The organism is Streptomyces sp. NPDC093097, from assembly GCF_044754325.1.
Taxonomy (GTDB): Bacteria; Actinomycetota; Actinomycetes; order Streptomycetales; family Streptomycetaceae; genus Streptomyces.
Window position 1 is genome coordinate 117881 of record NZ_JBIVOW010000013.1, and the last position, 15670, is coordinate 133550.

A 15670-nucleotide genomic window follows, 5' to 3' on the forward strand; every position below is an offset into this window, starting at 1 on the left:
GCCGTCAACGCCGAGAGAAATCCTCAGTAGTGTGGCGGGCCGACCTCATCTGGGAGAGGAACAGGCATGGACGCGAATCGACTGAGGACCGTGCTCGCTCACTGGGACGGCTCCGTCGCATCGATCGAGGATTTACCCGGCGGCTGGAACTCGATCACCTGGCTCATCCACCTGACCGGCGTCGACGGCGGCGCCGACCGGTATGTGGCCAAGCTCGTCGACACCGGCGACGCCGATGCGTTCCGCGGCGGGCTGCGGGTGGCCGCGGCGGCCGCGTCCCGTGGCTTCTCCAGCGGCCCGCCCGTTCCGGCACGGGATGGGAGCCTGGCCGTGGAGCTGCCCGAAGGGGTGCTCGCGCTGCTCCGGTACGTTCCCGGCCGGCCGCCGGCCGCCACGTCGCCGGCGGAGGCACGGCGGGTGGGAGCGACGCTGGCTCGCGCGCACCGGGCGCTCGGAGCGGAGGCGACGGCGCTGAGCGAGCACTTCGCATGGCCTTGGACATGGGCCGATGACTGCCTGCGGGACATTCCCATGCCGGTGCATGTCCGCGACGCGGCGGCGCGCGCCCTGGACGACGCCCGCAGCCTCTCGGCACGGGCGCACCTGCGGGTCGGTGTGGTGCATGGCGATCCGGGGCTGGACGGTTTCCGGCTGCGGGACGAGCCCGGCGATCAGGACGGTCTCGTCGACTGGTCGGCCGCGACGCAGGCTCCGCTGCTCTACGACCTGGGCAGCCTGGCGGTGATCACGAACCGCCAACCGCGCCTGCTGGCCTGGGTCCTGGACGGCTACCGGCAGGTGTCTCCTGAGGTCACCGAGGAACTCGGTCACCTCGGCGTTTTCGTCAGACTGCGGTGGATGTGCAATGCGGTCTATTTCGCCTCGCGCCTGGACGGGGAGATCGTTCGAGGGACCGGATCCGCCTCGGACAACGAGAAGGGCCTTGCTGAGGCCTATGCAGGTATGACCGGGGCTTTCGAGCCCCAGAGGGATTGTTGATCGCAGCCATGACCGCGCAGCCCGGCTTCACCGGCGGCCACAACCGCCTCACCGTGCGTGCCCATGAGCTCGGCCTGATACCAACGCCCGGGCGGATCGGTCAGGTTGGGCCGGCCTCACGGTGCGCGCCGTCAAGGTCGTATCGCGTCTGGACGAGTTCGGCTATGCCGAGGCCGAGGGTCGCGCCGAGGATGCCTGGTGGTCCATGCCACCGGCACGCACCATCGCGAACTCCTGTCCGTCCTCGCCCTCTCGCACGGCTTGCACCGCCCCCGTCCGTTGGAAGCCGTGACGGGCGTAGAGGCGCTCCGCACGGTCGTTTCCCTCTGTCACCCACAACCCCACCTGGGGGCAGTCATGGTCGCGCGCCCACCGCAGGGCCTGCAGCACCAGGAGGTCGCCGACCCCGCGCCCTCTTGCGGCGGGGTGCACCCACATGGACACGATTTCGGCGACGCCGGGACGAACCTGGACGACACCGATCAGTCCGCATGCCTTGTCGCCGTCCTCGGCAAGGAACTGGTTGCGCCGCGCGAGGCGTTCGCGCCATGTGTCCTCCGTGAACCCCTGCTCGCGGCCCAGGGTGGAGCCGAACGCCTCAGGGGTGTCCGACAGGGCCGCCAGACGAACGGCACGGTAAAGGTTCCAGTCCTCAGCCCCCAGAGGGCGCACGGAGATCGCACTCATGGGCAAGACTCTGGCTTTCGCCGGCGCCTGTGCGCAATGGGTTTTCGTGCCGCACTGCGAGTCGGGGAATGTCCGTAACCGCAACGCCTGTCGAGCCGCCCGCCACCGGCGTTCGCTGAAGGCGGCCGCCTCCCGTTCGCAGAGTGCTGTCCAAACTCCCGGGAGACGGCCGCCGGTCATGGGTCCCCTACGGGGACGGCCTGCCCTGCCCGGCTTGCAGGTCGGCGAGCAGTTCCGCCTGTCCGGCCAGCACCCCGGACAGGATGGTCCGGGCCACCTTGAGCAGTTCGGCCACGTGCGGGCTGGTCAGCGAGTAGTGCACGGTCGAGCCCGCTTTGCGGGTCGTGACCAGGTTCATCCGGCGCAGGACGGCCAGCTGTTGGGAGAGGTTCGCCGGTTCGACGCCGACCTTCGGCAGCATCTCGGCCACCGCGTGCTCGCGCTCGCTCAGCAATTCCAGGACGCGGATGCGTACGGGATGGCCGAGCGCCTTGAAGAACTCGGCCTTCAGCCGGTACAGGGGCGTACTCATCGTGCGGCCACCGTCCCGAGGCGACAGCACTCCCCCACCGGCCGGAGCCCGGCGCATCGCATCCATCCACTCATCAAGAACATACGACCCATCCTCGCGTGCGGAACCGGGCCGAACCGCACGCGGGGGCGGGGCCGCGGAGCCGCTGCCTGCAGCAGTGGAGATCTCGGTTGTCGTGAACGTCGGCATTGGCCCGGTACGTGTGGGGGCCGGTGCGGATAGCCACCTGCCTGTTTCTGTGCGTCTTCTACGCGTCGTGATCGGCCCCGGCGGTCCAGCCGGCGGTGCGCCACTCGTGGCGCCCCTCCTCCTGTTCGTCGTTCCGCGGCGCGCTGTGGGCGGCGCGTGCGGTCGCCAGGTCGGCGTGGACCGGGATGGGCGGGTGGTCCCCGGGCGGGACGAGGGAGCCGTCGGCGGGGATCGCGGCCAGTTCCAGGCTGCGGCCCGCCGCCGTGAGCTGGCGGGCGGCGTTGGCGATGGCCAGCTGTCCCTCGCCCGACCAGCTGCGCAGTTCGCTCAGGTCGACGATGACCGGTCCGGTGCCCCGGGCCAGGACCCAGCCGACCGCACCGGTGAAGCGGGGCGCGGCGTCCGGGCCCAGGAAGCCGGCGACGGACAGGATGCCGAGGTTCTCCTCGATCGTGTAGCGCCATTCGATGGTCACGATGAACTCCCTTGTAGGGCGGCCGGTTGGTTCAGAGGGGGAGGGTAATCCAGATGCCCTTGCCGCCGGCCGGGGTGTCCGGTCGGACGAGCGCCGTGCCGCCCAGGTCGAGGACGAGTTCCTTGATCGTGGCCAGCCCGCCGCCGTCGTTGTCGTCGATCGGCTTCTCCAGCGGCGGCTGGTAGGGGTGGGCGTCGTGGACGGCGACGACCAGGCGGTCCCGGCTGGCCCCGTAGATCACGGTGACCTGCGGGGAGAGCGCGGCGGCGTGCCGGATGCTGTTGGTGACCAGCTCGCTGAGGATCAGCAGGGCCGGGTCCACTGTGGGGTGGCGGAGGCCGATCCCCCAGGCGTTCAGCGTCAGTTCGGCGGTTTCGCGGGCTATCCGGACGGCGGAGGGGTCGGTGGGCAGGGTGAGGACGTGCCGGTAGGGCAGCTTCGCCAGCGGGGTGAACATCACGCCTCCGTGCCGGTGAGGCGGAAGCCGGTGATCGTCTGGGGCCGCAACCGCAGGAGGGTGTCATGGGGACCATGTACCCAACCGGCGAGCGCGCGCCGGTAGTGCGCCGCCTCGTGGGGCTCGCAGACCACATCGACGGGGCCGGTGAGGTTGACGGTCCAGCCGGCGCCGGTCTTCGGATCGATCTCGTCCGCGACGTAGGTCGCTGTCGGGGGGACCGCCTTGGCCGGCACGGGCGTGCGCACGACCAGGCGGCCGTACTCCCATACGTGCCGGGCGGGCCGGATGGCGGCCTGCTCCCGCTGGACGTATGCCAGCTGCCCCAGTGTGCTGCCCTCCAGCAGCCACAGCGCCTCTCCGCCGGACAGTTCCGTCATGTGCAGGGGGCTGGCGGGCGTGCTCATCGGACGTGTTCCTCATGGGGGGTTGCGGCCTTCGGAGTGGACGCGGTGGACAGGATTCCGGCGCGCTCCAGGTGGCCCCGGGCGGCCTGGATGGCCTCGGGTGTGGTGGCGTGGTCGCGGCCCTCGTGGCGCAGCAGCTCCAGGGCGCCGACGGAGTCCAGGACCCGGCGCTGGCCGGGGCGTATGCCGGAGGCCAGGACGAGGATGCCGCGGCGTTGGAGCTTGGTCACCGCGTCCTTGAGCACGAGTGCTCCGGTCGCGTCCATCGTCGAGATCCGCGACATCCGCAGGATCACCACCCGGACGTCGGCCACGTCGGTCAGTTCGAGCAGGAAGCGGTGTGCCGCGGCGAAGAACAGCGGGCCGTCGAGGCGGTAGGCGACGATGTGCTCGGCCAGCAGGGCGTGTTCCTCGACGCTGTGGTCGGCGTGGTCCAGTGGGATCCGGTCGAGGCGGGCCTGGGTGGCGACCGCGCGCAGTGCGAGGGCGCCGGCCACGGCCAGGCCGATGAGGACGGCGTAGACCAGGTCCAGGGCCAGGGTCGCGACGGCTGTCAGGACGAGTATCAGCGCGTCCGAGCGGGTCGCCTTGGCCATGGCCTTCAGTGAGCCGACCTCGACCATGCGGATCGCGGTGGCCAGCAGCACCCCGGCGAGGGCCGCGAGCGGGATCTTGGCGACCAGTGGTGCCGCGGCGAAGACGATCGCGGCGAGGACGGCGGCGTGGGTGAGGGCGGCCAGTCGTGAGCGTGCGCCGGTGCGGACGTTGACCGCGGTGCGGGCGATGGCGCCGGTCGCCGGCACGCCGCCGAACAGCGGGGCGGCGATGTTGGCCAGCCCCTGTCCGAACAGCTCCCGGTCGGGATCGTGTTGCTGGCCGACCGTCATGCCGTCGGCCACCGAGGCCGACAGCAGCGATTCCAGTGCGGCCAGCGCCGCCACGGCCACCGCCGGGCCCATCAACGAGCCCAGCGCACCGGGGTCGAGGAAGGTGAGCGAGGGCGCGGGCAGTCCGGACGGCAGGGCGCCGATCGGCTTCGCCGCGTCCAGGCCGGCGGCCTGTGCCACGGCGGTGGCAGCGATCACCGCGACGATGGAGAAGGGCACCGTGGGCCGCCACCGGGCCCCGAGCAAGATGGCGGCGGCCACGACGACGGCGAAGCCGATCGCGGTCCAGTTCGGGGCCTTCACGAACTCCTCGACCGCGCGCCAGGTGACGACGAGGACCCGGTCGCCGTCGGGTTTGGGGACGCCGAGCGCGTTCGGGACCTGTTGCAGTCCGATCACGCAGGCGATGCCCAGCGTGAACCCCTCCACGACGGGCGCCGGCACGTACTGCATGTACTTCCCGGCCCGCAGTGCGGCCAGGGCGACCAGCAGAACGCCTGCCATCAGGCCGACCGTGAGGACGCCGGTCGGTCCGTACTCCCCCACGATCGGCACCAGCACCACCGTCATCGCGCCGGTCGGCCCGGAGACCTGGAGGTTCGATCCGCCGAAGAGCGCGGCGAGCGCACCGGCGATCACGGCGGTCGCCAGTCCGGCTTCCGCGCCCAGGCCGGAGGAGACGCCGAAGCCGAGGGCGAGCGGCAGCGCCACGATGGCCACGGTCAGTCCGGCCAGCAGGTCGCGCCGGGGATTCCGCCCCATGTCCGCCAGATCCGCGCGGGCCGGCAGCAGCGCGGAGACCCGGTTCCGGAGCCGGTTGATCCCTGAGGTCATCGCACGGTGCTCCCGGATTCCCGCAGCTGGGCCAGCAGCTCGTTCTTTCCGGCCAGCATCTCGGTCAGGATCCGCCGCGCCGCCTTCATCAGCTCCGCGACGTCCCCGCCGGCCAGCTCGTAGATGACCGTGGTGCCCTCCCGCTTCGCGGTGACGATGCCGGAGCGGCGCAACACCGCGAGCTGCTGGGACAGGCCCGAGGGTTCGACCTCGATCTCGGTGAGGAGGTCCCGCACCGGCTTCGGTCCGTCCTGCAGCAGCTCCAGTACCCGTATCCGCACCGGATGCCCGAGCATGCGGAAGAACTCGGCCTTGGCCTGGTACAGCGGAACAGACATAACCCCTCGGGCTTCCCTACCGCGCCCCGTTCAGGGCGCGCACGCCAGGCTGTGCCCGCGGCTACCTACGGGCACAGCCAAAACAGCATCTAACCAATTGCGAAATTCTGCAATTCCTCATCAGGGTGACATCCGGGCGTCCCACCGAAACCGGCCCTCGGCCGGCGCCGTCGACGCGGGTGCCACCTGCGGGAACGCCGAGCTCGGCCGGGTCAGTGCAATCGATTCCGAGCCCGGCGCGCCGCAGCCAGATCCGCGCGCGGCGCCGGGTGCTACGCCCGCTTCCGCCGCAGATCGCGGCCGGCGCGCTCATGGCCGCGGCCGCCGGGAGGCCGAGCGTCGCGGCCTGGGCGAGGAGGCCCGCCCGGGGGCCGGACCGGACAAGGGCGAGGAGACTCTGGCCCGCAGCGAGGGACAGCGCCACCCCGACGCATAGGAGGGCCGTGGACAGCCGACATGCGGTCGCCAGGAAGGCCGTTCCCGCGGTGCGGGCCACGAGGGTGCACAGGCGGAGTGCGAGGAATCCCAGAGTGAGCCAGTAGTACAGGCCCAGGGTGGCGCCGGCGATGCCGGTGAGGTGGTCGGCGACGCCGCTCCATGCGGTCACGCGCATGACCAGGACCGCGGCGGCCGGGGCGACCAGGGTGCGCGTTGTCGCGGCGGCCAGGTGGCGGGGCGCCGCGGCGCCCAACCGGGGAAGCGGCGCGCCCAGGCCGATCCCGAGCGGCAGCGGGGCGAGCCACAGGCAACCCCGCCTCGCCCGCGGGGGGCTTGGACTAGCTTCGGCCGCGCATCATCGACATCAGCAGCCCGTGGGTCTCCTCGTCGGCGGCGGCCACAAGTCCGCGACCAAGTCCACGACCGGCCTTGCCGATCGGGGCGCCGTCGATCCCGGTGACAACGCAGCCGGCAGCCCGGCACAAAGCGATACCGGCCGCGAAATGCACGCTCCCGGAGAGGTCGCCGCCATCGGTGACATACGCGGCGCGCTTGCCCGCAGCCACCCAGACCAGCGCCAGCGTCGTGGACACGACGCGCGGCCGGAAACGCTCGACGAACTCAGGGCGGGCCAGCAGATCCACGGCCCGGAAGCCCGGCGCACTCGGGAACGGCGGATCCAGATTGACGTCCACCAATCCGGTGGACGGCGTGGGCGTCAGCCGTGCGTCCTCGGCACCGTCATTCCGCACCCAGGCGTTCTCCCCATCGGTGAAGAAGACCTCGCCGCTGAACGGGTCGGCCACCGCCGCCGCCCCTTCACGCAGCGCCACGTTGACGGCCACCAGCATGTTGCCGACGGCGTAGTTCAGCGTGCCGCACAGGGGGTCCACCAACCACTGGCGCACGGCGTCGGCGGCACCCCGCTGCCCGCCTTCCTCACCGAGCACCGCATCATCGGGCCGTGCGGCACGGATGACGCCGAGGATCGCCTCCTCTGCCTCCACATCGGCGGCGGTGGCAAAGTCCCCGGCACCCTTGTCGATCCGGTTGAGCCGCCGGCCGTACATGGTGCGGACCACGTCCGCGCCGGCCCGCGCCCCGGCTATCGCGACCGCGGCATCGTCGGAGCTCGCGTAGGAGTCGGTCATGCCGTGCAGACTATCGAGGCGAAGCCGCCGCGCCCCGGCGAACCTTCGCGGTCAGAGCACTGGCCGGCCCCGACCACCTGACAGTGCCGGCTCGTCCCGACGTTGTCAGGGCGGCTTACCGCCCGACTCGGCATCCCCGACCCGAACTGCCCACAGCTTCAATCGAGTTGCTGCGACAACCCGGCCGCGATGGCGATTCACCTCACTCGATTCCCCACTTCAGGCGCTGAACACGGCGTTGCGGCGTAGCTGTTCTGCGCACCACCGGAAGTGCCCGTCGCTGTCGTCCAGGCCGAAGAGGTCATAGGTGGTGAGGGCGTATGCGGCCTGATAGGCGGTGAGGGTCTCCGGCGCGTACCCGAGCTCGCGGGCGAAGAGCCCGGTGAGTTCCGCGGTGTGCTCCTCGGCGTAGGGACCGTACATGTCCCAGACGGCAGCGGTGACAGCGGCCTCGAAGGCCGGGTCGCCTGCGGTCGTGTAGAAGCCGAAGTCGAGCACCGCGACCGGCCTGCCGGCTGCGTCGATGTGGATGTTGGGCGGGACGAGGTCGCCGTGGTCCGCACGCCGAGGGTGTGGCAGGGGGTCAGGCAGGCTCTTCCCGGGCCTGCGCCGCGTGTGCGGCGGCTGGCCCCGGCCCCGGTCCCCCGTCGCTCCGCTGACTCGGCGCGGAGTGCCTGAGGGCGCGCGGGACGACGAAAACGTAACGTGATGCAAAGATGCAGTGCGCTTCGATGCCGGGGTTAGGGTTGGCTCATGGGTGAAGGACTGCGGGAGCGCAAGAAGCGGCAGACACGGCAACGCATCTCGGAGGTGGCCATCGGCCTCTTCGTGGAGCGGGGATTCGATCGCGTCACCATCGCGGAGGTGGCGGCAGCTGCGGATGTGTCGGTCAACACCCTCTACAACTACTACGAGTCCAAGGAGGACTTGGTCCTGCCGCCGGACCAGGCATCTCCGGAACGGCTCGCCGCTATCGTCCGGGCCCGCCGGCCCGGTGAGTCCGCGGCGCGGGCCGTCCTCGCCCACCTCCGTGACGAACTGCGGCGCCGTGACCGCGCGGTGGGCCTGACCACGGGCTTCGGCCGGGTCTTCGAGATGATGCGGGCCGCGCCCACTCTCACCGCCCGGCTGGAGGACCTCGGCCGGCAGATGACCGACGCGCTCGGCGTCGTCCTGGCCGAGGAGGCCGGCGCCACCCCGGACGATCAGACGCCCCGTGTGGTCGCCAGTCAGATCGGCTGGTTCCACTCGCTGGTCTACAGCGAGATCGGCCGGCGCATCGTGGCCGGCGAAGGGCCGGCCACGATCGCCGAGGCGGTCCTGGAACTCCTCGACCTCGTGGAGGGCACGCTGAGCGACACCGCCCTCGCCTACGCCACCCGCCCCTCCGACCCGTCGTCTGCCTCGGTTTCGGCGCAGGCATGACGCGCCGTTGACGGTGAGCGCCGGGCCCGAAGGCCAGGCATCTTCGGGCACGGCGCGGTGCTTCTCGATGGCGGCGCCCGCCAGGCAACGGGGACAACGGCGCTGCTACGGAGCGGTCTTCGTCGCCGGTGGGCACGGCCTGTCGACGCGCTCGCCGCGGCCAATCCCCGCGTGCTCGCGGCCGTGCCTCAGACTCGGGCGTCGACGCGCTGCTTCACAGTTGCCGGACGCGCAGCACGCCGGTCAGCATCGGGAGCGTGAATGCGCCGCGGGCGGTCTCCGGTCTGCCGGCGAGGAATGTGCGGATCCGGCCCAGCGTGGCCTGTTGTTCTTGTTCCGGCATGACCAGCATCCCCGCGCGCGTCGCGAGGGTCTCGACGAGGGAGTCGGCGGTGCGGCGCTGCCCGTGCGGGAACTCGGCCTGCTCCGGTGAGCCGAACCGGGCGGCCGCGCCGGTCTTGGGAAGGTGTGCGCCGGCCGTCTCGGCTCGCCAGCCGGTGGGGGTGTCACGCGGGCCGATGGCCGCGCTCCCGCTGACCCGCGCGAGCCCGGCAACCCACTCGACCTGGTCGTCCATGAGGTTCCACAGGCCGGCCAGGATGCCGTTGGGGGCGAGGACCCTGGCGATCTCGGGTCCCGCGACGGCCATGTCGAACCAATGCATGGCGTTGCCGGCCAGCACGGCATCGACGGACGCGTCCGGCAGCGGGATCGCCTCGGCGCTGCCCGGCAGGGCGCGGACGGCCGGGAGTGAGCGGCGCAGTTCGGTCAGCATCGCCGGGTCGGGCTCGACTGCGATGACTTCGGCACCCAGCGCGACCAGGGTGGCGGTCAGCTTGCCCGTTCCGGCGCCGAGGTCGAGCACGCGCGAGCCTGGCGCGGCCTCAAGCGCCCAACGCACCGCGGCATGCGCGTAATCCGGACGGTGCTCGGCGTACGCGACTGCCGCCGCGCCGAACGACGAGGCGTGACACAGCCGTTCATCCTGATCCACGCGGTTACGGTATCGGCGCTGCCGGCGGTCGGCTACCCCGTGCCAGGGCTTCGGAGCCGGTCCCCCGACCGCGAGACGGGGCAAGTCCGGCGGCCTTGGGCAGTTCTTCGTCCCGGGGCTACGGTGCCACCCGCGCGACTCCTCCCGTCTCAAGGGCCGCCCAGGCAGCGCCGTCGGGGCCAAGAGTGATGCCGTGCGGTTCGGATGACGGGGACGGCAGGTCGTACTCGGTGATCTCGCCGCTCGCGGTGATGCGGCCCACGCGGTTGGCTCCCCATTCGGTGAACCAGCAGTCCCCGGTGGAGGCCGCGACGATGGCGTGGGGTTTGGCTGTGCGGTCGGGGAGCGGGAACTCCTCGATCCGGCCTTCCGTTGTGATCCTGCCGATCAGGCCCGCGGCGATCTCGACGAACCACAAGGCCGCGCCGTCGCTGGTGATGCCCACGGGGGCGGCGCCCGGGGTGGGCAGTGGGTGCAGGTCGATGTCGCCGTCGACGGTGATGCGACCGATCGCGTTCGCCTGGTTGAGGGTGAACCACAGGGCGCCATCGGGGCCTGTGGTGATCGTCGAGGCAAAGGCGCCTTGGACGGGCAGGGCGAACTCGGTGATCTCTCCGGTGCTGGTGATGCGGCCTATGCGGTCGGTGTTCAGCTGGGTGAACCACAGTGCCTCGTCCGGGCCCGTGGTGATACCGAAGGGTCCGCTGTCGGGCGTCGGCACGGGGAAGGAGGTCGCTTCGCCGTGGACGGTGATGCGGCCGATCCGGTGGTCCTGGGTTCGGGTGAACCACAGCGCGCGGTCGGGTCCGACGGTGATGACTGTGGGCCGACAGGTGGGCAAGTCCAGGGGGAATTCCGTGAGTTCGCCGTCGAGGGTGAGACGCGCGATGCGACCACCGTGCACGAGGGTCAGCCAGAGGGCACCGTCGGGGCCGGTCACGATGCCGTAGGGCCCAGCCCCCTTGTCCGCCACGGAGATCTCCCTGATGGCCGGGGTGTGGGCATCGTGCACAGCGACTCCTTGCTGGGGTGGGGATCAATCGGCGTTCTCGGCGGATCCCTTGGCTCGGTCTCGGAGCCGATCACGATCGAACTCTGCCTGGGAGAAGTCGGCTGGGGCAACTGTTTTTGCGGTTCGTGGGGTTCAGTTTGAGGGTGCTGTCGCCCATCGTGCGGAGCTGGCCCTTGACGACGGCGGCGGCCATGCAACGGACGTCGCTGTCCAAAGCGTTGGATACGTCGGGATCCGACCTGCCTTGCGAGGCGACGCCGGCCCCGAGTCGGCGGAGGGCGGCCCACCGAGTTACGCAGTTCCTTCGGCGTACCGGTCGCAGCCACGATCACCGGCATCCCCGCGTCGCTGCCGTGGGTCGCCGGATCACGGGTCGTGGCCGGCGACCTCGCGCAGGTGGTGCCTGGCGGCGGTGCGGTCAGCCGTTGAGTGCGGCGACGCCGGCCTGGGCGAACTGCTCGTCCAGGTCTCCGCTGGGTGCGCCGGCGACGCCGACGGCCGCGACCGGGGCGCCCTTGGTCTGGACGGGGGCACCGCCGGCGAGGAACAGGGTGCCGGGGATGTCCTTGAGGGTGGGCGCCTGCTCCAGACGCTTGGCCAGGGCCGAGGTGGGCGCGTTCCAGGACACCGCGGTGAACGCCTTGGCCTCCGCCGCCTTGTAGGACTGCGGGCCGGCGCCGTCGCCGCGCAGCGTGACGAGGGTGTTGCCGTTGCGGTCGACCACGGAGACCGACACGTGCTGGTCGGCCTTCTCCGCGGCGGCGAGCGCTGCCTGGGCCGCCTTGGAGGCCGCGGCGACGGTCAGGTGGTCGGTCGTGACGACGTTCTGGGACGTTGCCTGGCCCGCGGTGGTTGCGGCTGCCTTGCCGCCCTTCTCCGGGGCGGCGACGGCGACGGCTCCGGCGGCGGTGACTCCGACGGCGGCCAGCGCGGTCGCGCCCGTGATGATCCGGATGTGCTTGGACGGCATCTGCATGGGGTTGCTCCTCTTCGTCGGACCGGGCCGGGTGGCCCGCGGTCCGCGGTGGTTGCGGTGGTTCCATCCTTGGCGGCATCGGGGCGGCAGCGGTCGGCGGAGCGGATGGCGTCGCGGAGCATGATGGAGGACGTCGGTGTCAACCGATCGGATGACGGGTGGGGGCCGGAATCCGGGCTACGAATCAAGGATGGACGTGAAGCAGGTGAGCGGTGGTCGTGCCGGAGTGGTGGGCGGCGGACCGCGGGGCGGGGGTGCCGTCGGCTCGACGGGCCGGTGGATGGAGGCGGTGATCTCGGCTTCCTTCGTGCTGCTGTTGATCGCCGCCATGGCCCGGTTCTTGACCCATCATCCCGGTGCCCCCGACACCTGGTGGGTGATCGCGCTGACCTCGCTGCTCGCGGTGGCGTACGTGGCCCGGCCGGCCGCGGACGGGGAGATTCCGGCGTCGTGGCGGCGTGCCTGGCTCGGTACGTTCGTCCTGGGATGGGTGGTCCTCGTGCTCCAGGCACCGAGCTTTGCCTGGAGTGCGGTGGCGATCGTCTACACGGCGCTGCAACTGCTCCCGACGCGTGCCGCGCTCGCGCTGATCACCGTGCTCACCGTCCTGGTGGTGGTCGCGCAGGTGCGGATCAACGGTCCCGATCCGCTGCTGGTCGTCGTACCGCCGGTGGTTGCGGGGCTGGCCGCGACGGTGTTCGTGCACATGCAGCGGCAGTCGGCGCGGCAGCGTTCGCTCATCGAGGATCTGGTGCAGACCCGTCGCGTGCTGGCGTCGAGCCAGCGGCGGGCCGGGATGCTGGCGGAGCGGGAGCGGTTGTCGATGGAGATCCACGACACGCTCGCCCAGTCGCTGTCGAGCCAGTTGATGCTGCTCCAGGCAGCCGACCGGCTCTGGGACGGGGACCCGGCGGCGGCCCACCGCCACATGGCCACCGCGTCGGAGATCGCGGAACGCAATCTCGTCGAGGCGCGCCGGTTCGTCCACGACCTGGCGCCCGCCGATCTCGCCGGTGGCGGGCTGCCCGAGGCCCTGCGCACCCTGGCCCGGCGGGAGTCCGCCACCGGGTCCGCGGCAGGCGGGCCGGCCGGTGGACCGGCCGTGCGCTTCCGGATCGACGGCGAGCCCGTGCCGCTGCCGCCGGCCGTCGAGGCGGGTCTGCTGCGGGTCGCCCAGGGCGCCGTCGCCAACGTGCGGGAGCACGCGCACGCCGACGAAGCCGTGCTGACCCTCAGCTACCTGGAGGAGGACGTGGTCCTCGACATCGCCGACGACGGCCGCGGCTTCCCGCCCGGCCAGGGCGCCGCGCAGCGGACGGCGTCGCACCGGGGTCATGGTCTGCCCGCCATGGAGGCCCGGTTGCGGCAGCTCGGCGGAACGCTCACCGTCGAGTCGCGCCCCGGGGAGGGGACGGTCGTCTCCGCGGCCGTCCCCCTCCGGACCGACCGCACCGCACCCGCCCCGGACGAGGAGTGACCGCATGCCCCCCACCCCGCACTCCCCCGGTGCCGTCCCGGAGCGACGGGTCCGGCTGCTGCTCTGCGACGACCATGCCGTGGTCCGGGCCGGCCTGCGCGCTCTGCTCTCCGCCGAAGGGGGCATCGAGGTCGTCGGCGAGGCCGCCACCGGTGAGGAGGCGCTGGCCGTCGCCGCCCAGCAACGGCCCGACGTGGTGCTGATGGACCTCAGCCTCGGCACCGGCATCGACGGGATCGAGGCCACCCGCCGCCTCGTCGCCGAGGTGCCCGGTACCCGCGTCCTCGTGCTCACCACCTACGACACCGACGCCGACGTCACCCGGGCCATCCAGGTCGGCGCGACCGGCTACCTGCTCAAGGCAGAACGCCCGGAGCAGCTCTTCGCCGCGATCGCCGCGGCCGCGGAGGGGCGGGCCGTGTTGTCCGCGCCCGCGGCCGACCGCGTGCTGGAGCGCGTGCGCAGGCCCCATGCCGCGCTCACCGAGCGGCAGGTGGACATTCTCGCGCAGCTCGCCCGCGGCCTGGGCAATCGTGAGATCGCCCGTGCGCTGTTCATCAGCGAGGCGACCGTGAAGACCCATCTGGTCCGTATCTACGCCAAGTTGGGCGTGGAGACCCGGGCGGGTGCGGTCGCGGCGGCCAAGGAGCAGCGTCTGATTCCCTGACCGGTGCCGTCGGGCGGGCTCGGGTCGGCCGTCCTGCGCCGGGTCATGCGGCAGGATGAGGCCCACTCACCCGTGACTGTAACTACTAGTATGTACGATGCTGGGGCAGGCATCCGCCAGACACATCCGGTGTGCGCCCCCGCCAGCCCCAGACCCCCGCCCCGCCCCAAGTCCCCACGAGGAGGACCCTCATGCCCTTCGTCCGCATTGACGCGCTGCGGGCCGACCGCGAGCGTCTCGACGCGCTCGGCCGGGCCGTGCACGAGGCCCTGATCGAGACGATCGACATTCCGCCCGACGACCACTTCCAGGTCCTGGTCGGCCACGACGGGGTCAACAGCACGCTGCACCACGGCACTTACCTCGGCGTACAGCGCGACGACGGGATCGTGTACATCGCGATCACGATGCGCGCGGGACGCACGCCCGAGCAGAAACAGGCCCTCTACCGGAGGATCGCCGAGCTGGCCCAGGCATACGCGGGGACCGAGCCGCGCAATGTGTTCGTCACCGTGACCGAGAACGCGTCGGTCGACTGGTCGCTCGGCAACGGGGTGGCGCAGTACGTCGCCGCCCCCGATCCGACCGCGACCGACTCCCCCTGAATTCCCGTGACTGCCTTGATCGGCGGGGCCGCGACGAAGCGCCGAGGCCCCGGTCGGCACCACCGCCGACCGGGGCCCGCCCCTCCCCCGTTACGAGAAGGCCAGCTCGGTGACGTCGTTCGCCTCCTTGACCCACGTGGCGCTCAGGCCACCCTCCTTGACGTACGGGTCACCGTTGCCCTTGAGGACGCCGATCCGCTTGCCGGAGAGCGCGATCTGGATCGTCTTGTCGCTCTCCTTGACCCACGTCGCGCTGAGGCCGCCCTCCTTGACGTACGCGTCGCCGTTGTCCTTCAGGACGCCGATGCGGTTACCGGAGAGCTCCAGCTGGATGACGTCGTCGGCCTCCTTGACCCACGTCGCACTCAGACCGCCCTCCTTCACGAACGCCTCGCCGGTGCCCTTGAACACGCCGATGCGGTTGCCGGCCAGGTCGATGTCGACGATGTCGGTGGCTTCCTTGACCCAGGTCGCGCTCAGGCCGCCCTCCTTCACGAGGGCGTCGCCGTTGCCCTTGACGATGCCGATCCGCTTGCCGGAGAGCTCCAGTTGCTTGACCTTGCCGGCCTCCTTGACCCACGTGGCACTGAGGCCGCCCTCCTTCACGAACGCCTCGCCGGTGTCCTTCAGCACCCCGATCCGGTTGCCGGAAAGGGCCAGTTGCTTGACGTCCGTTGCCTCCTTGACCCAGGTCGCGCTCAGGCCGCCCTCCTTGACGAAGGCGTCGCCGTTGCCTTTGAGGACACCAATGCGGTTGCCGGTCAGCACGACCTGCTTGACGTCCCCGGCCTCCTCGACCCAGGTCGCGCTCAGGCCGCCCTCCTTCACGAAGGCTTTGCCGTTGGCCCGCACCACGCCGATGCGGTTTCCACCGTCCCCCGACACCGTCGCGTACGCGGCAGCGGATCCGGCGACGACTCCGGCCATGGCGAGGGCGGCAGCCGTGGCAGAGAGCAGCTTGACGTTCATTGTGATTCGGTCCCCTTCTGTGGGCGCGGCGTTCCGTGGGCATGCTGAGATACCGCGGGGTTGCCGCTACCGGCCCGTGGGCCGGCCCACCCCATTGTGTTGATCACACCGGTGATCGGTGGCGCTCCGAATCGTCGGGGAAGGGTGGGGT

18 protein-coding genes are annotated in these 15670 nt (G+C 71.4%); 5 read left to right on the forward strand and 13 right to left on the reverse strand.

The annotated features are described in order from the left end of the window. The first annotated feature begins 66 nt into the window (after positions 1–66). Positions 67–999 (forward strand): phosphotransferase enzyme family protein, encoded by a 933-nt coding sequence (locus tag ACIQE0_RS22610; protein ID WP_402335018.1) that lies wholly within the window; start codon positions 67–69, stop codon positions 997–999. Between the two features lie 162 nt (positions 1000–1161). Here ACIQE0_RS22610 and ACIQE0_RS22615 read toward each other — a convergent pair whose 3' ends face one another. The 9 genes from ACIQE0_RS22615 to ACIQE0_RS22655 form a co-directional block, all read right to left on the reverse strand. Then, positions 1162–1686: a GNAT family N-acetyltransferase gene (locus tag ACIQE0_RS22615; protein WP_402335021.1), complete on the reverse strand. Its 525-nt coding sequence runs from the start codon at positions 1684–1686 to the stop codon at positions 1162–1164. A 187-nt stretch (positions 1687–1873) separates the two neighbouring features. After that, complete coding sequence (locus ACIQE0_RS22620) at positions 1874–2218, reverse strand: metalloregulator ArsR/SmtB family transcription factor (protein ID WP_366329567.1); 345 nt, start codon at positions 2216–2218, stop codon at positions 1874–1876. A 247-nt stretch (positions 2219–2465) separates the two neighbouring features. After that, positions 2466–2882, reverse strand: a complete 417-nt coding sequence (locus ACIQE0_RS22625; protein WP_402335024.1) for an STAS domain-containing protein — start codon at positions 2880–2882, stop codon at positions 2466–2468. A 31-nt stretch (positions 2883–2913) separates the two neighbouring features. Beyond that, entirely contained in the window at positions 2914–3339 is a 426-nt protein-coding gene (locus ACIQE0_RS22630) for an ATP-binding protein (protein ID WP_402335027.1), read from the reverse strand. Then, positions 3339–3746: a pyridoxamine 5'-phosphate oxidase family protein gene (locus ACIQE0_RS22635; protein WP_402335030.1), complete on the reverse strand. Its 408-nt coding sequence runs from the start codon at positions 3744–3746 to the stop codon at positions 3339–3341. Before ACIQE0_RS22635 ends, ACIQE0_RS22630 begins: the two co-directional genes overlap by 1 nt. Next, complete coding sequence (locus ACIQE0_RS22640; protein WP_402335033.1) at positions 3743–5467, reverse strand: SulP family inorganic anion transporter; 1725 nt, start codon at positions 5465–5467, stop codon at positions 3743–3745. Before ACIQE0_RS22640 ends, ACIQE0_RS22635 begins: the two co-directional genes overlap by 4 nt. Beyond that, complete coding sequence (locus ACIQE0_RS22645) at positions 5464–5805, reverse strand: ArsR/SmtB family transcription factor (protein ID WP_402335035.1); 342 nt, start codon at positions 5803–5805, stop codon at positions 5464–5466. The genes ACIQE0_RS22640 and ACIQE0_RS22645 overlap by 4 nt, the downstream gene beginning before the upstream one ends. 776 nt (positions 5806–6581) lie before the next feature. Further along, positions 6582–7394 (reverse strand): inositol monophosphatase family protein, encoded by an 813-nt coding sequence (locus tag ACIQE0_RS22650; RefSeq protein WP_402335038.1) that lies wholly within the window; start codon positions 7392–7394, stop codon positions 6582–6584. A gap of 219 nt (positions 7395–7613) precedes the next feature. After that, positions 7614–8192, reverse strand: a complete 579-nt coding sequence (locus ACIQE0_RS22655) for a phosphotransferase (protein WP_402335041.1) — start codon at positions 8190–8192, stop codon at positions 7614–7616. Here ACIQE0_RS22655 and ACIQE0_RS22660 point away from each other — a divergent pair. After that, a complete protein-coding gene (locus tag ACIQE0_RS22660; RefSeq protein WP_366329555.1) occupies positions 8148–8819 on the forward strand; it encodes a TetR/AcrR family transcriptional regulator in 672 nt (223 codons plus the stop codon). The genes ACIQE0_RS22655 and ACIQE0_RS22660 overlap by 45 nt on opposite strands. A gap of 214 nt (positions 8820–9033) precedes the next feature. Here the strand turns inward: ACIQE0_RS22660 and ACIQE0_RS22665 are convergent, their stop codons facing one another. From ACIQE0_RS22665 to ACIQE0_RS22675, 3 genes are all read right to left on the reverse strand, one after another. Continuing rightward, positions 9034–9813, reverse strand: coding sequence for a class I SAM-dependent methyltransferase (locus ACIQE0_RS22665; protein ID WP_366329553.1), 780 nt, complete (start codon positions 9811–9813; stop codon positions 9034–9036). A 118-nt stretch (positions 9814–9931) separates the two neighbouring features. Next, the gene (locus ACIQE0_RS22670) at positions 9932–10825 is read right to left on the reverse strand and encodes a virginiamycin B lyase (protein ID WP_402335044.1); all 894 of its coding nucleotides are present in this window, start codon (positions 10823–10825) and stop codon (positions 9932–9934) included. A gap of 418 nt (positions 10826–11243) precedes the next feature. Further along, positions 11244–11801 (reverse strand): heme-binding protein, encoded by a 558-nt coding sequence (locus ACIQE0_RS22675; protein WP_402335047.1) that lies wholly within the window; start codon positions 11799–11801, stop codon positions 11244–11246. A gap of 190 nt (positions 11802–11991) precedes the next feature. On the opposite strand from ACIQE0_RS22675, the gene ACIQE0_RS22680 reads away from it, so the two are divergent. From ACIQE0_RS22680 to ACIQE0_RS22690, 3 genes are all read left to right on the forward strand, one after another. Continuing rightward, entirely contained in the window at positions 11992–13278 is a 1287-nt protein-coding gene (locus tag ACIQE0_RS22680; protein ID WP_402335050.1) for a sensor histidine kinase, read from the forward strand. Positions 13279–13282: 4 nt separating this feature from the next. After that, on the forward strand, positions 13283–13945 hold the full coding sequence (locus ACIQE0_RS22685) for a response regulator transcription factor (protein ID WP_366329543.1): 663 nt from the start codon (positions 13283–13285) through the stop codon (positions 13943–13945). A gap of 191 nt (positions 13946–14136) precedes the next feature. Further along, positions 14137–14550, forward strand: coding sequence for a tautomerase family protein (locus tag ACIQE0_RS22690; protein WP_402335054.1), 414 nt, complete (start codon positions 14137–14139; stop codon positions 14548–14550). Positions 14551–14640: 90 nt separating this feature from the next. On the opposite strand, the gene ACIQE0_RS22695 is transcribed toward ACIQE0_RS22690, so the two are convergent. Continuing rightward, positions 14641–15519, reverse strand: a complete 879-nt coding sequence (locus tag ACIQE0_RS22695; protein ID WP_366329539.1) for a peptidase S1 — start codon at positions 15517–15519, stop codon at positions 14641–14643. Positions 15520–15670: the final 151 nt, after the last annotated feature.

Excerpts from the sequence above, each read along its gene's own strand:
- ACIQE0_RS22610 (WP_402335018.1), top strand. The coding sequence starts at position 67 with ATGGACGCGAATCGACTGAGGACCGTGCTCGCTCACTGGGACGGCTCC.
- ACIQE0_RS22615 (WP_402335021.1), bottom strand. The coding sequence starts at position 1,686 with ATGAGTGCGATCTCCGTGCGCCCTCTGGGGGCTGAGGACTGGAACCTT.
- ACIQE0_RS22620 (WP_366329567.1), bottom strand. The coding sequence starts at position 2,218 with ATGAGTACGCCCCTGTACCGGCTGAAGGCCGAGTTCTTCAAGGCGCTC.
- ACIQE0_RS22630 (WP_402335027.1), bottom strand. The coding sequence starts at position 3,339 with ATGTTCACCCCGCTGGCGAAGCTGCCCTACCGGCACGTCCTCACCCTG.
- ACIQE0_RS22635 (WP_402335030.1), bottom strand. The coding sequence starts at position 3,746 with ATGAGCACGCCCGCCAGCCCCCTGCACATGACGGAACTGTCCGGCGGA.
- ACIQE0_RS22640 (WP_402335033.1), bottom strand. The coding sequence starts at position 5,467 with ATGACCTCAGGGATCAACCGGCTCCGGAACCGGGTCTCCGCGCTGCTG.
- ACIQE0_RS22645 (WP_402335035.1), bottom strand. The coding sequence starts at position 5,805 with ATGTCTGTTCCGCTGTACCAGGCCAAGGCCGAGTTCTTCCGCATGCTC.
- ACIQE0_RS22650 (WP_402335038.1), bottom strand. The coding sequence starts at position 7,394 with ATGACCGACTCCTACGCGAGCTCCGACGATGCCGCGGTCGCGATAGCC.
- ACIQE0_RS22660 (WP_366329555.1), top strand. The coding sequence starts at position 8,148 with ATGGGTGAAGGACTGCGGGAGCGCAAGAAGCGGCAGACACGGCAACGC.
- ACIQE0_RS22675 (WP_402335047.1), bottom strand. The coding sequence starts at position 11,801 with ATGCAGATGCCGTCCAAGCACATCCGGATCATCACGGGCGCGACCGCG.
- ACIQE0_RS22680 (WP_402335050.1), top strand. The coding sequence starts at position 11,992 with ATGGACGTGAAGCAGGTGAGCGGTGGTCGTGCCGGAGTGGTGGGCGGC.
- ACIQE0_RS22685 (WP_366329543.1), top strand. The coding sequence starts at position 13,283 with ATGCCCCCCACCCCGCACTCCCCCGGTGCCGTCCCGGAGCGACGGGTC.
- ACIQE0_RS22690 (WP_402335054.1), top strand. The coding sequence starts at position 14,137 with ATGCCCTTCGTCCGCATTGACGCGCTGCGGGCCGACCGCGAGCGTCTC.
- ACIQE0_RS22695 (WP_366329539.1), bottom strand. The coding sequence starts at position 15,519 with ATGAACGTCAAGCTGCTCTCTGCCACGGCTGCCGCCCTCGCCATGGCC.